This window comes from Kineococcus rhizosphaerae (assembly GCF_003002055.1).
GTDB classification, from domain to species: domain Bacteria; phylum Actinomycetota; class Actinomycetes; order Actinomycetales; family Kineococcaceae; genus Kineococcus; species Kineococcus rhizosphaerae.
In genome coordinates this window covers 1-14950 of the sequence record NZ_PVZF01000027.1, presented here as the reverse complement: position 1 = coordinate 14950, position 14950 = coordinate 1, and the positions used below count along the sequence as shown (strand labels likewise).

General features: G+C 66.1%; 14 protein-coding genes and 1 pseudogene. 5 read left to right on the top strand and 10 right to left on the bottom strand.

The window, feature by feature from the left end; genetic code table 11:
- Positions 1–233: 233 nt before the first annotated feature.
- From CLV37_RS25915 to CLV37_RS25870, 10 genes are all read right to left on the bottom strand, one after another.
- Entirely contained in the window at positions 234–686 is a 453-nt protein-coding gene (locus CLV37_RS25915) for an FmdB family zinc ribbon protein (RefSeq protein WP_106215637.1), read from the bottom strand.
- 12 nt (positions 687–698) lie between these two features.
- Positions 699–1505: an N-acyl homoserine lactonase family protein gene (locus CLV37_RS25910; protein ID WP_106215636.1), complete on the bottom strand. Its 807-nt coding sequence runs from the start codon at positions 1503–1505 to the stop codon at positions 699–701.
- Between the two features lie 64 nt (positions 1506–1569).
- On the bottom strand, positions 1570–2562 hold the full coding sequence (locus CLV37_RS25905; protein ID WP_106215635.1) for a transketolase family protein: 993 nt from the start codon (positions 2560–2562) through the stop codon (positions 1570–1572).
- Complete coding sequence (locus tag CLV37_RS25900; RefSeq protein WP_106215640.1) at positions 2559–3449, bottom strand: transketolase; 891 nt, start codon at positions 3447–3449, stop codon at positions 2559–2561. Before CLV37_RS25900 ends, CLV37_RS25905 begins: the two co-directional genes overlap by 4 nt.
- 5 nt (positions 3450–3454) lie before the next feature.
- Positions 3455–4402 (bottom strand): NAD(P)-dependent oxidoreductase, encoded by a 948-nt coding sequence (locus CLV37_RS25895; RefSeq protein WP_106215634.1) that lies wholly within the window; start codon positions 4400–4402, stop codon positions 3455–3457.
- Positions 4399–5304 (bottom strand): alpha/beta fold hydrolase, encoded by a 906-nt coding sequence (locus CLV37_RS25890; RefSeq protein ID WP_106215633.1) that lies wholly within the window; start codon positions 5302–5304, stop codon positions 4399–4401. Before CLV37_RS25890 ends, CLV37_RS25895 begins: the two co-directional genes overlap by 4 nt.
- Before the next feature lie 144 nt (positions 5305–5448).
- On the bottom strand, positions 5449–6177 hold the full coding sequence (locus CLV37_RS25885) for a FadR/GntR family transcriptional regulator (RefSeq protein WP_106215632.1): 729 nt from the start codon (positions 6175–6177) through the stop codon (positions 5449–5451).
- 160 nt (positions 6178–6337) lie between these two features.
- Positions 6338–6736, bottom strand: a complete 399-nt coding sequence (locus CLV37_RS25880; protein ID WP_106215631.1) for a RidA family protein — start codon at positions 6734–6736, stop codon at positions 6338–6340.
- Positions 6737–6793: 57 nt separating this feature from the next.
- A complete protein-coding gene (locus CLV37_RS25875) occupies positions 6794–7840 on the bottom strand; it encodes an alcohol dehydrogenase catalytic domain-containing protein (protein ID WP_106215630.1) in 1047 nt (348 codons plus the stop codon).
- A gap of 472 nt (positions 7841–8312) precedes the next feature.
- Entirely contained in the window at positions 8313–9182 is an 870-nt protein-coding gene (locus tag CLV37_RS25870; RefSeq protein ID WP_211298966.1) for a sugar phosphate isomerase/epimerase family protein, read from the bottom strand.
- A 240-nt stretch (positions 9183–9422) separates the two neighbouring features.
- Here CLV37_RS25870 and CLV37_RS25865 point away from each other — a divergent pair, with 240 nt between their 5' ends.
- From CLV37_RS25865 to CLV37_RS25840, 5 genes and pseudogenes are all read left to right on the top strand, one after another.
- A complete protein-coding gene (locus tag CLV37_RS25865) occupies positions 9423–10754 on the top strand; it encodes an MFS transporter (RefSeq protein WP_170127515.1) in 1332 nt (443 codons plus the stop codon).
- An 87-nt stretch (positions 10755–10841) separates the two neighbouring features.
- Positions 10842–11687 (top strand): alpha/beta fold hydrolase, encoded by an 846-nt coding sequence (locus CLV37_RS25860; RefSeq protein WP_106215628.1) that lies wholly within the window; start codon positions 10842–10844, stop codon positions 11685–11687.
- Positions 11688–12103: 416 nt separating this feature from the next.
- Positions 12104–12742 (top strand): GntR family transcriptional regulator, encoded by a 639-nt coding sequence (locus CLV37_RS25850; protein WP_211298965.1) that lies wholly within the window; start codon positions 12104–12106, stop codon positions 12740–12742.
- A 247-nt stretch (positions 12743–12989) separates the two neighbouring features.
- Positions 12990–13865 (top strand): NAD(P)-dependent oxidoreductase, encoded by an 876-nt coding sequence (locus tag CLV37_RS25845; RefSeq protein WP_106215627.1) that lies wholly within the window; start codon positions 12990–12992, stop codon positions 13863–13865.
- Positions 13866–13986: 121 nt separating this feature from the next.
- Positions 13987–14799: pseudogene (locus tag CLV37_RS25840) on the top strand (MFS transporter); the annotation flags it as partial.
- Positions 14800–14950 lie beyond the last annotated feature (151 nt).

Sequence of the window (14950 nt, the reverse complement as noted above, 5' to 3'; positions counted from 1 at the left end):
GAAGTGTTCCCACGCTCACCGACGCTGCCGTGCCTCACCCCTCTGACCGCCAGACCCGAACGGGTGGGGCACCAACTTCAGCCGTAGATCACTAGCGCCGCTATCCGGGCGAGTCAGTCAACCTGCCCGCCTGGCGACGGTGCCATGGTTTCAGGCGGTGATGACTTCGTGTCGCGCAGGTCGGAACCGGCAGCTGTCGGTCCCGACCTGCGGGGAGGTCAACGGGGTGCAGGTTACACGGTGGCCGGCTTGGTGCCGGGGTCCTTACTGCTGACGGGGGCGGTGACCGTGGAACCCGTGGACTGCGCGGTTGTGGGCAAGGACGCCGCGTGTTGGGCGAGATTCTCGACGGTGAGTGGGGCGTCGTGGAACTGGCCTTCGTGCGCGAGGATCGTCTGCTTCGGCGGTGCAAGCTCCGGGTAGCGCTCCTCGATCTTGCGGCGATCGGACAGTGCTCGCCGCCAACCGTTGACGACGTCCGGGTTCCCGTTGTGGGTCCCCCGCCAGGTGGTCGGCGCCTGAGCGGAGCTCGGGGGGAGACTGGCCTTCCCGAGCAGGGTCCCGGCGGAGGGGAGCCTGTGGGTGGATTCGCCGCATGCCGGGCACGCCCGAGCTGGTTCCTCGGCTGAGCGGAGCAGGACCTCGGTGACGTGTCCCGACGGGCATTTCACGTCGAAGATGGGCATCGTCGCTTCCTTTCAGGTCCACCGGACGGGTCCGTCGCCCAAACGACGGACCTGCTCGGCATCGTGGCCGAAGATGACTGTTGCGTCGGTCTCCTGCGCAACGCGGCGGACCTTCTCCACCGAGGACAGCCACGCCTCGCTGTCGTAGTTGAACCCCGGTGTGATGCTCGGCGGGCCATAGTTGTCCCCGAGGAAGACGGCGTCGGAGGTGAAGATGAGCGTGCCGGTATCCGGCAGGTCCAGCTGGAGCGACATCGTGCCGAAGGAGTGTCCAGGGGTCTGGAGGAGTTTCACCCCGGGGAGGAACTCAACATCGCCCTCTACGGTGTCGAAGTTGAGCTCAGACCAGTCGTGCCTGATGTAGGGGCCTTCGCAGTACCCCTTGATGGAGGAAACCCCGTCGAGCTCGGCTTTGCTGCACACCACCTGGGCGTTCGTGCCGTTGAACAACGAGCCGTTTCCTGCATGGTCCCAGTGCAGATGCGAGAAGATCATGTAGTCGATCTCGTCGAGGCTTACCCCGACCTCGTTGAGGCGGGAGTCGAACCACTCGTGCTCATCGGCAACCACGGGCCAGAAGTCGAGGATGCCGGTGGGCTCCCACTTCGTCTCCCAGTCACGGGGCAGGCCAGTGTCCCAAAGAATCTTACCCTCCGGATGTTCGATCAGCACGGTGTGCACCGGTACATCGACCCACTGAGCCGGCTTGTGGGGCTCCTGTCGGGTCGCCATGATCTTGGCGGGGTCAAACAACATCCACGTCAGGTCAGTCTGAAACTTGCCAACGGGGAGCATGGTCGCACTGAACTCGTTCGTCATTGGACTTGTCCGTTCTGCGTCGGATGGGTGGGTTCGGGGGGAGTGAGACAACCGGTGGAAGGGGTCAGAGTTCAGCAAGCACCTTCGAGACAATGCTGGCCGTCGAGAGCCCGTAACGATCGTGCAAGGTCGGCAGCGCGCCGGCATCCAGGAAGGCATCCGGGAGGCCGATCGGCACCACGCGCCGGCCCAGACCCCTACGGGCAACAGCGGAAGCGACGGTTTCGAACAAGCCGCCCACCACGGAATGGTTCTCGAGGGTCACAGCGAGACGGTCGGTGTCGATGGCGCTGAGCACGGTGGCTTCGTCGAAAGGCTTGATGGTCGGGGTGTGAACGACCGCCACGTCGACGTGGTGGGCTGCGAGCTGCTCTGCGGCCTGCAGCGCGCGCATGGTCATCAAACCGCTAGATACGAGCACTACATCACGGCCAGCTCGCAGTTCCTTCGCCTTCCCGAGCTCGAAGGTGTAGTCGTACTGATCGAGCACGACGGGCACCTTGCCGCGGAGCAAGCGCAGGTACGTGGGCCCCTGGGTCGCAGCCAGCTGCGGGACGGCTCCGATGATGTCGACCGAGTCGCACGGGTCGACGATGATCAGACCGGGCATAGCCCGGAAGATGGCGATGTCCTCAGTGGCTTGGTGGCTGGGTCCGTAACCGGTGGTCAGCCCCGGCAGCCCGCCGACCACGTTCACGTTCATGCGCGGTTCGGCGGCGTCGAGACAGAGGAAGTCGTAGGCGCGGCGGGTGGCGAAGACGGAGTAGGTCGAAGCGAACGGCACGAGGCCGACCTCGGCCATGCCAGCCGCCGCCCCAAGCAGCAGCTGCTCGGCCATACCCATCTGGAAGAAACGCTGTGGGAACTTCTGGGCGAAGATGTGCATGTCGGTGTACTTACCGAGGTCGGCGGTGAGACCGACGACACGCTCGTCCTGCTCGGCCAGATCGCAGAGCGCGGTCCCGAACGGCGCGGCCACGGTCGCCTGTCCCGGGTCGGCGAAGGACGCAATCATTGCCGAGGTAGTGAGTCGGCGTGGTCCGGTGCTGGTGGTCATCCGTGCTCCCCCTGAGTGGCGTCGTGACCGGCCGTCAACTGTTCTCGGCAGACCTGCCACTCGTCTTCGTTGATGCGCATGAAGTGCGCCTTCTCCCGCTGCTCGAGAAGAGGCACCCCGGCCCCGATTTGCGTGTCGCACAGGATCACGGTCGGTTGGCCTTCCGCTGCGGCCGCTGCCGCGGCCTTGTCGAAGGCCTCGACGAGTGCCCCGATGTCGTTCCCGTCGACCCGCTGGACAAACCATCCGCAGGCGGCCCACTTCTCGTGTGCCGGTTCGATGGAGAGCACGGTCTCGGTCTTGCCGTCCGCCTGCAAGGCGTTCATGTCGACCATTGCGAGGAGATTGCCGAGGCGGTGATGGTGCGCCCCCATCGCCGCCTCCCAGGTCGACCCCTCGTCGAGTTCCCCGTCGGAGAGAAAGTTGAAGATCCGGGACGTGGAGCCCTGATGTCTCAACCCCAGGGCCATCCCCACCGCGACACCCAGTCCATGACCGAGGGAGCCGCCGGAGATCTCCATTCCGGGGGTGTAGGAGGCCATCCCCGACATCGGCAGGCGCGAATCGTCGGAACCGTACGTCTGCAGTTCCTCCACGGCGAGTGTTCCGGCCTCGGCGAGGGCAGCGTAGAGACCGATCGCGTAGTGGCCGGTAGACAGAAGGAACCTGTCCCGGTCGGGATGGTCGGGGTCGGAAGGCGCGAAGCGCAGCTGGTCGAGGTAGGTGACGGCCAGCATGTCGGCCACGCCGAGGGCCTGGCCGACGTAACCCTGGCCCTGGACCTCACCCATGTCGAGCATGTGGTGGCGCATTCGGTAGGCGCCTTCGCGGATACGTTGGAGCCGTGCCTCGGCGCCCGCGGGTCGGACGGGATCGAGCAGTGCCATGTCGTTCACCTTTCTCCTGCATCGGAACGGGCGGTTGCTTCGACCTGGTAGGTCTCGATCACCCGGGAGTCATCCCGCCGTTCGAGCCCAAGCTCGACGGCACGTGTGTAACGCTCTTGTGCTGCTCGCAGGAGGGGGATGTCCGCGCCGAGCTGGTCGGCCGCGGTGGCGACCAAGTTGCTGTCTTTGACGAAGATCCCGATGGTGCTCGTGACGGTGACGTCGGTGTCCTCGAGCATGCGAGGTCCCCGGTCGTTCAGCATCCAGGACCCGCCCGCACCTGAGCTGACGAGGTCGAGGACGGCACCTGGGTCGAGTCCGAGCCGAGCTGCGAGGGCCAGGGCCTCGGCGGCGGCGACGATGTGGATTGAACACAGGTGCTGGTTGACGACCTTGACCGACTGCCCCTCACCGATCGCGGTGCCGACCACGCGCACGGTGCCGAGGCAACCCAGCAGCTGGCGCTCCTCCTCGATGACGTCGCGGTCACCCGAGGCGAAGAGGGTCAGTTCCCCGGTGCTGGCGCGGGCTACGCCGCCGGTCACGGGAACGTCGAGAACGCGGGCCCCGGCGGCACTGAGGCGTCCGGCTTCGATGCGTACCGCGTCCGGTCCCACGGTGCTCATCACGATCCACGTCTGGTCGGGGAGGACGGCGCCGACACCAAGGGCGGTTGTCACCAGTTCGGAGAGTTGTGCGGCGGTCGCGACCATCACCACGACCACGCCCGAGAACGGCAGCACCTCGAGGATGGAAGCTGCCGTCGAAAGGCCGGTGTCCTCCGCCTTCGCGCGGGCGGTAGGGAAAGGGTCGACAGCGGTGATCCGGTGACCGCCCAACTTCAGGCGGGTCGCCATCGGCAGGCCGATGGCGCCGACGCCCACGAAGACGACGTCAGGTGCTCCCCCGACGGGAACCGCTACCTCGTAGGCGACTGTCTTGTCAGTGCTCATTCCAATGCTCCGGAGGGCATGGAGGCGGGAGCTGCCTCCCGTGAGCGGGCCAAGAAATGAGTGAGCAGGGAGGCGAGCTCGGCCGGCTTCTCATCAGGAATCCAGTGGCCGCAGTCCTCCAGGACGACGCCGGTGACGTCGCGGGCCATGCGACGCAGGGATGTTGCAACCTCCTCACCTCGACCCCAGCTGGTACCTCCGCCGACGCCGAGGACAGGGATGGTCAGGGGCGTGAGGTCTTGGTTGTCGGCGATGTCCTGCCCGATGTTGCGGTAGAGCGCGAACCCGGTACGCATGGCACCGGGGGTGGTGTAGGTCCGCAGGTACTCCTGGACGGCCGATTCTGCGATGACACGTTGATGGTGACCGTAGTTCTCATAGAACCACCGGACGAAGACCTCCTCGCGGCCCACGATGAGGGCTTCGGGTAGGTCAGGCGTCTGCAGAAAGGTGTGGTGCCACCTCTTGCCACCCTGCCCGAGGTGCGCTTGCCCATCCCCGGGGATCGCAACGTCGAGGACGCTGAGGGAGGTGACGTGTTCTGGGTGGTGTGCTGCGAGCGCGAACGCGACCGCCCCGCCCCAGTCGTGACCGACAGCGGCAAAGCGCTCAAGGCCGAGGTGCTCGACCATGAGCGTGCGCAGGTCTCCGGCCAGTGTGAGCTTGTCGTAGCCCGAGGGCGGTCGAGTGGAGTCGCCAAGTCCGCGAAGGTCGGGCACGACGCATCGGTATCCCTGCGCGACCAAGAGTGGAATGACGTCGATCCACGAGTACCACGTCTGAGGGAAGCCGTGGATGAGGATTACCGGGTCTCCTTCGCCGGCGGTGACGTAGTGCAGCGTGACGTCGCCGACGTCGCCGACGTCGCCGACGTCGGCGAAGTGGTGGGTCAAGATACTCATGGGGGTTCCTGTCGGTGTGCAGCCAACCGAGAGAGGACTCGGGGGAGAGGGGTGGTGGCCGACGTCCTGTGTCCGTTCAACAGCTGGTCAGCGGGTGTCGGTGCCATTGTCGGCAACGGTGCCGACACCCCCCGTGTGGGTGGATCACGTGTGAGGTTGGTGCCCATTCGATGCGATCTGCGCCGCCAGGGCCAGTAGGGAGAAATCGGAGAAGTGGCGCCGCATGGCCGATCGGGCGGCGTCAGCGTCGCGGGCAGCGAGTGCGTTCACGATCTCGTAATGGACCGTGTCGGTGTTGAAAGAACCGTCGGCTGCAGGAGTCTCTGCGCTCATGGCCAGGTCGCGTCGTAGCTGCATGTTGTCGCGCAGCACGTGGGCAAAGCCCTGGTTGAGCATGTTGAAGATCGGGTTGTCGACGATCTCGTAGATACGGCTGTGAAAGTCGAGGTCTGCTTGCAGGGCTCTTTGCGCATCACCGGCTTTGGTGTGGGCGACCATGACTCCCACGATGTCGCGGAGTTCCTCGACATCGACGTCGCGGACCCGCGACGCAGCGGCTGCGGCCATCACCTCTTCGAGCATCGCCCGCGCCTCGGAAAACTCGTCGTCACCGAGGTGCCCGAGCTGCCGCATCAACATGAAGTAGGTCTGAATGAACTCGACGTTGGGGGTGTCCAGGTATGACCCGTGCCCTTGGCGGCGCCGGAGCACCCCGAGGCTGTCCAGCTGAGACAGGTGCTCACGCAGCGCCCCGCGGCTGAGGTCCAACGCTTCGCCCAGCTCACGTTCCGGCGGGAGTCGTCGAACTCCACCCGGCCCTTCTGTACTCAGCGCGATCAGTCGTGAGACAAACTCCTCAAGCTGTTCACCCACCTCAGGACCCTCTCCCGTATCGGTCTACGGACCCCGATGGGGCCTGGTTCAGATGTCGCTGCTGATCAACTGTGTGTTTCGGCGGGTGTGGCGGTTGCACCACATTCGTGGCGTGACAGCTTGTAGGCCAGGGGTCGAACGACGCTCGGCTGTGCCGAGCTCAGATGTCGAGTCGTACGACCGCTGCCACCTCGACCAGCTGGCCGGGCATCGCGAGTTCGACGACGCCGAGTGCAGTGCTAGCCGGTCGGTGCTGACCGAAGTAGTCCAGATGAGCCGCACCGACTGCGTCGAAGTTCTCCCGGAGGCCGATGATGGCCACGGTGGTCTCCACGACCTGGTCACGGCGCCCGCCGAGGCCCACGAGGACCTTGTCGAAGTTCTCGAACGTCTTGGCACACTGCGCGACGATGTCGCCTTCACCGACGAGGTTGCAGGCCTCGTCATGGGCGAGCTGGCCGGAGATGTAAATAGTGTCGCCCACCCGGTACCCCTGGCTGTACCCGTAGCTCGACTCCCAGGGAACGTCATGGTTGAAGGTAGAAGTGGACGTGGTCATGTGGGCGCTCCCTGGTACGTGGTCGATGCTCGGTCGTTGATCATCAAGTGTGCTGTTCTAGCGGACCAGCACGATCTTCGTCGCCTGGTTCTCGTCGGCGGATTCAGCCATCGCGTATGCCTCGGCGGCCCTCTCCAACGGAATCTTGTGGGTGATGATGGGTGAGACGTCGATGGCTCCCGAGGCGACGAGCTCCAGCAGCTTCGGCGTGCTCGTGCAGCTCATCATCCCGCTCGTGAAGACGAAGTTCTTGATCCACATCTGTTCTATGGGCAACGAGACCGGTTCGCTGTGCACCCCGATGTTGGCTACGCGGCCGAAGACCGCTACGAGGTCGAATGCGGCTTCGAGCGTGTCCTTGGAGCCGACCGCCTCGATGACAACGTCGGCCCCGTGCTCGGGAAGGACGGCGCGCACCCGCTCGACCCAACCCTCCTGGGACGCATCCACCACATCCGTTGCACCTAACGCAAGAGCAGCATCGAGACGGAACTGCAGTACACCGACCATGACGACGCGGGTGGCACCCTCGAGGAGAGCCAAGGGGATCGCAGACAGACCGATCGGCCCGTCGCCGATGATGACCACGGCGTCACCGGCCGAGACAGCACCGTTCTTCACGCCAATCTCGTAAGCGGCCGCCATTGCGTCCACGGTGAGGATGGCGATCTCGTCGGGAACGCCGTCGGGGATGAAGTGGAGGGAGTGATCGGCGAAGGGGATCCGCGCGAACTCGGCCTGGACACCGTCGTGTGAGTGCCCCAGCAGCCAACCATTGGGGCCAGAAGTCGAGCAGTGGGCCGAGGCTCCTCGTCGGCACGCAGCGCACGTGCCGCAGTTGGTGATGGGCAGCACGGCGACCCGGTCGCCGACCTTGAACTGCGTCACCTCGCTGCCGATCTCGGTGATCGTGCCCACGGCCTCGTGGCCCATGATGGTGCCCAGGGGCATCTCTGGGTGGACGCCGTGGTGGATGTGTAGGTCCGTGCCGCACACGGTCGCGGCTTGTACGGCGATCAGTACGTCGGTGGGTGCTTCGATGCGGGGTTCCGGACGGTCCTCCCAGGCATGCTGGCCGGGGCCGTGGAAGACGAGCGCCTTCATTCGATTCTCCATCGTGTCGATGACACCCGCCAGAACTGGGCCATGCTCGAGGCGTGCTCTCGAAGAGCCCAACCATCATTGGTTAACCAATCCACTGGACGTGACGGTACCTCGCGGTCGCGATGGCGTCAATGGGTGCTCAACTGCCGCCTGGCGGTGTGTCCTCGACGCTGTGTCCGAGGTGTGACTCGCTCGACGGTTGGGCGAGCAGGAGTAAGGCCACGGCGGCTACGTCGACTCAACGCGGCCCGGCCGCGAGAGCGCCGGAGTGCGTGAGCGGGGCTTTCATCCGCGCATGGTCGACGAGTCAAGCGTTGCGGACCGCAGAGCCCAGGTGTGATGGTGTCAATGCGAGGGCATCGTGAGCTACCGAATTCACGGCTAGGACGCGTGTCGGTGCGCAACCCTAGGCGGCGGGTCTTCTGGCTCCTACGCTTCAGGCCAGAGCCTTGGGAGTGCCGACCCCGTCGTCCTAGTCCTGTGCGGCTCTGGCCATGATGAGTGAGCTGATGTATTCGCCGGCCTTGAGGGCGGCAGTGGGCCGATCGCGATCGGCGAGGTCGCGGGTCTCGAGTTCCAGGGCGAACAGGCCCTGATAGCCGTATTCGCTCAAGGCGGTGATGGTGTCGGGAAAGTCCACGGCACCGCGTCCGATGCTGTGGTGGATGTATCCGGGTTCGGCATCGCGCAAGTGCACGTGGCGGACGCGGTCAGCGAATAACTCAAGGAAGCGGCGGGGTGTGGAGCCGGCGGCGACGATGTGACTGACGTCGAGGACGGCACCAATCGATGCGGGCAGCAGCTCGTACAGGCTGGAGGCCAAGTCCACGTCGTGGACCAGTCGGAAGTGGTGCGGCGCCTCGACCCAAAGTTCGACCTGGCGATCCGCCGTGAGTTCGGCCAGGGCGCGCAGCTGTTCGGCGACTAGTTCGAGGTCGGAGGCCAGGTCTCGGACGGGTTCGTGATCTTGGCGGCCGTTCGGTAGCACCAAGGCGTTGGCTCCGATGCCGGTGCAGAGGTCGAGGAGACGGTCTGCGTGCTCACGGCGAGCCGCGGTTTCGGCCGGCGTCAGGGGGACGTTGAGGTCGCCTACGTCTGCGTTGACCGAGCGCACAATGAGACCGGAGTCGCGGACCACGGCAGTGACCTCGCGTACTGCCGCGGCGTTCAGTTCGTAGGGCACGTGGTTGCACACCCCCGGCAAGGCGCCGAGGTCGACCCCGGTGAAGCCCAGCTCGGAGATGGTCTGCAGAGCCTCCCGCAGCGGCAGGTGCCGCAGGGTGATGGTCGAGCACAGCACCTTGTCCGTGGCCAGATTCTGGGTCGTGTAGGTGGTGGTCATCAGCGAGCCTCCGTCGGCTGCAGTCGGTGGATCCAAGGACGTTCCCCGCCCGACGTCCGGTGTCGGTCAGCAGCGTCGGTCAGCTGTGTGGGCGGGACGTGAGGGGAAGTGCGCCGGTGTCAGCATGCCCCAAGAGCACCAGAATGAGAACTGTTGACATTTCTTCGAAGTCGCGAGACGGTCTCTCCGGCGACGCTGCCCGTCGCCGTGGACTCTCTGCTCAGGAGGACGAAGATGTCCGTGAACGCCACCTCTGCCGCACCGGGTAACGCCGTCGGCCGGCGACGGTGGTCCCACGTCGGGGCCTTGTTGTTGATCACCTACCTTGTCGCCTACGTCGACCGGACCAACATGTCCGTCGCCGCGCCGTCGATGCGCGAAGAGCTCGGCCTCTCCGGCGCCCAGATGGGCACCCTGCTCTCGGCTTTCTTCTGGGGCTACGTCGCCAGCCTGGCCATCGCCGGTGTCGTCGTCACCCGTCTGGGGCCCAAGAAGTCCCTCGTGACGGCCCTGCTTGTCTTCGGTCTGGCCTCGTCCGCCACCGGCCTCACCCACGACTTCGGGCAGCTCATCGCGGTGCGAGCGGTCTTGGGCCTCGGCGAAGGCCTCGTCTTCCCGGCCATCACCATCTTGCTCATCCGCTGGTTCCCCAGCGGTGAGCGCGGCCGGGCCTCCGGGTTGGCCCTGCTGGCCATTCCCATCTCGGCAGTGCTCATGGCCCCCAGTGGGGGATGGCTGATCGAGAACTGGGACTACCGCACGATGTTCGTCGTGCAGGGGATCCCCCCGCTGATCGTGGCCGTGTTCGCGGCGGTGCTCTTGAAGGCCGACCCGAGTCTGGACCGCGGTCTCAGCGCCAGCGAGCGGTCCTACATCCTGTCTACCCGTGATTCCGAGACCCGCAAGGAGGCGCCTGCCGGCGCCGCCCGGGCGGTCTACCTGAACTGGCGCCTGTGGCTGCTGGCTGTGACCTACCTACTGTGGATGACCGGGCTTTACGGCTTCAACCAGTGGCTGCCCACCGTGCTCTCAGAAGCGTCGGGGCTGGGCATGCTCTCGATCGGCTGGATCACCGCCATCCCCTTCGTGGGTGCGGCGATCGCCATGGCGTTGGTCGCACGTGGCTCGGACCGCTCCACCGGTGGACGCACCGCCTACGTCGCACTCCCGATCCTCCTCGCCGGGCTCGCCTTGGCCGGACAGCGTCTCGCCGAGGGCTTCGCCCTCGAGGTCGCCTTCTTGGTCGTGGCCGCGGTGGGACTGCACGCAGCCTTCGGCCCCTGGTGGCCCTTCGTCCTGCGTGACGTCTCCCCCGAGCACACCGGCTACGCCTCCAGCCTCGTCCTGTCGGTGGGCAACCTCGGCGGCGTCATTGGCCCGATCATCGTCGGCCACTTCGCCGGCACCACTGGATCGGGCGACGGTTTCACCGTTCTCGGCTACGCCGCGGTCGTGGCCGCCGGACTCGCCCTGCTGACCGGGTTCCTGCGCAGCCGCGCCCAGACCCGCAGCGCCGGGGCTTCCGCCGCAACCGAAACGGCCGACGTGCTGAACCCGGTGACCAGGTCCTGAGCTTCGCCCTGGGGTAGCGACCCCCACCGCAGTCGGCACACGCCGTGCCCTCACCCGCCAGGTACGACCCCACACACGGAGAAGACGATGACCGACGTCGAGCACCACTACGCGCAGCTTTCCGATGTACTCATGCACTACGTCACGGCCGGGCAGGGGCCGCAGACCCTTGTCCTGCTGCACGGGTACCCGCAGTCCTGGTACTGCTGGAGTGAGGTGATCGACCGTCTCGGCGACCGCTTCAGGATCATCGCCCCCGACCTGCGTGGCCTGGGCGACACCTCCCGCCCCGTCTCGGGCTACGACAAGAAGACCATTGCCGGTGATGTCCGTGAGCTCCTGCACGACCACCTCGGCATCACCCAGTACGCGGTGGCCGGCCACGACTGGGGCGGCACGGTCGCCTTCTCCCTGGCTGCAGATGACGCCGAACACGTCACGCACCTGGCCGTGGTTGACGTGGCCATCCCCGGGGACGGCAACCCCAACATCGGCGCGGGCGGCAAGCGGTGGCACCACACCTTCCTGCTGACCCCGGACCTGCCTGAAGCACTCATCGGTGGCCGTGAGGACATCTACTTCAACTGGTTCTTCGACAACTACGGACACCGACCGGACGTCATCTCCGCCGAGGCGCGCGCGGAGTACCTGCGCACGCACGCCGCGCTGGGATCATTGCGTACAGGCTTCGCCTACTACCGCGCAGTCGAGCAGGATGTCCGCGACAACCAGTCCCGCAGCGAGAAGCTGCAGATGCCCTGCCTGGCGGTCGGAGGCACCGCCAAGTGGGGCAGGGGCGGCGAAGTCGCTGCTTCCCTGCGGACCATGGCCGTCGAGGTCGAAGAGCTCCTGGTCGACGACTGCGGCCACTGGGTCCCCGAGGAGCAGCCGGACATCCTCAGTGAAGCCCTGGCCAACTTCATCGAGGCGTGATGAAGGCCCTACCACCTCCACCGCTCGCTCACCTCGACCCCGGGGCTGAAAGCTCTGATGGCGACACGGTGCAGGGCTGGGGCCTCCTCCTTAAAGACGCGCGGGGAGGGGTAGGAGAAGATGTCGGGATGAGCGGGCAGGAACGGGGCAGGGACGGGAGCGCGGTGGCACCCGCCACGGCACCGGCTACGGCACCGGCTACGGCACCGGCTACGGCACCGGCTACGGCACCGGCTACGGCACCGGCTACGGCACCGGCTACGGCACCGGCTACGGCACCGGCTACGGCACCGGCTACGGCACCGGCTACGGCACCGGCTACGGCACCGACTCCCCGACGGGGCGGGTCCTCGGCCTCCTCGGGCGCCGGACGCAGCCCGTTCAACCCCACCGGTCCAGGTGTTGCTCGTCGGACCTTGCGTGAGCAGACCTTCGAGGAGATGCGACACCGCATCATCAGCGGCGCGATCGCACCCGGTGAGCACCTCGTGGAAACCAGGTTGAGTCAGGAACTCAACATCAGCCGCGGTCCCTTGCGAGAGGCTCTGCGTCTGCTGGAGCAGGAGGGGCTCGTCGTCGGCGACGGCCGCGGTCACCTCTCGGTCCGGGAGATCACCGTTAGTGAGATCATCGACGTCTTCGAGGTCCGGACCAGCCTGGAGGCTGCGGCGATGGAGCGGCTGACGCGCCGTTCCGATCGCCAGGAAATCGCCCGCGAACTGCGTGAGGTCCTCGAGCCGCTGCGAGACGGTGACCTGGACTTCGAGACGCAGATCGAGGTTGACCTCGACTTCCACGAACGCATATGTGAACTCAGCGGGAACAATATGCTGACCCAGATGTGGCACCAGATCATGGGTCACATCCGCATGATGATCGTCGCCTCCGGACCCGAGCGGGCCAGTTCCCGGATGCGCTGGCAAGACCACGTCCCTCTGGCTGACGCCATTGGAGATGGTGACCCCGCCCGCAGCCGGCAGCTACTCGAAACCCACATGCAGGACTTCTGTCGTCGCTACGCCGGTGACGCCATGGAACGCGAAGCAGGTTTCTAACCCAGCCAGCGGGTTTAAACCACTGGCCGACGGCGTGAACCACGTTCACCTCGTCCTAGGCGGCCTCGCTATCGCCGGCGCCATCGTGAACGTCTCCGCCTCGTTCCGACTCGCCTCGAAGTAGCACCGTGACGTTGTGCGGCGCGGCGTGAAATCGACCCGGCGGCGGACGCCCGATCGGCCTGTTGACCACGGCCTGTTGGCCACGCCCGTCCACGCTGCTGTACCCGTACCCCAGGAGATCGTCATGACCACCACCTCGACCCCCATTGCCTTCATCGGGACCGGAGCCATCGGGACCCCGATGGCACTGCAGCTCCTGCAGGCCGGTCACCAGCTCACTGCCGTGGACCCTTACCCCTCGGTTAGTCTCCTCGAGCGTGACGTCGTTGCTGTCGCCTCCTTCGACCTGATCTCGAAAGAGCGCCGCCCCGAGATCGTCATCGTCATGGTTGCCACCCCCCAGCAGCTGCACGACGTCGTCGAGGTAGCCCTCGCCGGCGACCTCAGCGGGCAGCGGTGGGTCATCATGAGCACTGTGGGACCCGAAGCGGTCCGCATCGAAGGACAACGCCTACAGGCCGCAGGGGTCCACGTCCTCGACGCCCCCGTGACCGGCGGTGTCGCTCGCGCCAAAACCGGCGAACTCACCATCTTCGCCTCAGGTGTCGACGTCGATCTCAAAGCCGTACAGGACGTTCTGGAATGTTTCGGCACCGTCCGAGAGGTCGGCGCGGAGATCGGCCAGGGGCAAGCCATCAAGGTCGTCAACCAGCACCTAGCCTCCGTCCACATCGTGGCCGCCGCCGAAGCGCTCGCCCTCGCGGGTCGGCTGGGACTCGATCCGGCCGAGGTGCTTCCCCTGATCGACTCCGGGGCAGCAGGCTCCTTCATGCTCTCCGATCGAGGACCCCGCATGTTGCAGGGCACGGACGTGGAGGTCACTTCCACCATCGGCATCTTCGTCAAGGACGCCGGCCTGGTGGCCCAGGCCGCCGAAGCGGCCGGCGCCGACACCCCGCTGCTGGACGTCGCCCGTGCCCGCTACGTCAGCGCCGCCGAGGCGGGCCTGGACCGCCGCGACGACTCGCGCGTCATCGAGACCTACACCGCGGGGAACTGACCCAGTCAAGCGCCCAGGCGAGACGACGGACTACAGAGGAGCAGACCTGCCATGAGTTCGACCGACGGCCACGTCGAGGCGCCCCCCGCGGCGCCACGCCGGGCGCACCTCCATCGCGTCCATGATCGGCGGTGCGGTGGAGAACTACGACTTCTTCATCTACGGCACCGCCTCAGCCGCTTACTTCGGAGACACGTTCTTCCACACCGACGACGCGGTCGTCGGCGTCCTGGCCTCCTTCGCCACCCTCGCCGTCGGCTTCTTCTTCCGACCCCTGGGTGGATATCTGGCGGGGCACTACGGCGACCGACTGGGGCGCAAGCGGGTCCTGGTGTGGTCGCTGGCGGCCATGGGCATCGGAACGATCCTCATTGGGTTCTTGCCGACCTACGCTCAAGTTGGCGTCTTCGCGCCGATCCTGCTGGTTCTCCTGCGGGTGCTGCAGGGCATTGGCCTGGGCGCCGAATGGGGAGGGGCGGTGCTGATGGCCGTCGAGCACGCCCCCGCCCACCGACGCGGGTTCTTCGGCGCCGTCCCCCAGGTCGGTATCCCAGCCGGGTTGCTTCTGGCCAACGGCGCTTTCCTGCTCTCCGACACCCTGTTCACCGGGGACTGGGTCTGGCGGGCCCCGTTCCTGGCCTCGGTGATCATGGTGGCCGCGGGGCTCTTCATCCGACTGAAAATCACCGAGTCTCCAGAGTTCGAGGCGATGGCCGCCCGGGGTGAAATCCGCAAGACCCCCGCACTGGACGTCCTGAAGAACGACTGGCGCAGCATCCTGCAGGTCCTAGGCCTGCGACTGGCCGAGACCGGCGGTTACTACATCACCACCAGCTTCGTGGTCGCCTACGTCGGGCTCGCGGCGATCACCGACAAGTCGAACGTCCTCATCGGGACACTGGTCGGATCCACCATCGGCCTGGTCAGCCACCTGATCTACGGCGCCCTATCTGACCGGGTGGGTCGAAAGCCCGTGTACTTCATCGGATCGGCGGTCTCAACGGGTCAGCGCAACAGCTCCGTGAGCTTCTCCGATGGTGTCATGAACTGTAGAGTCTTACGAGGACGACCGTTGAGAGAGTCCT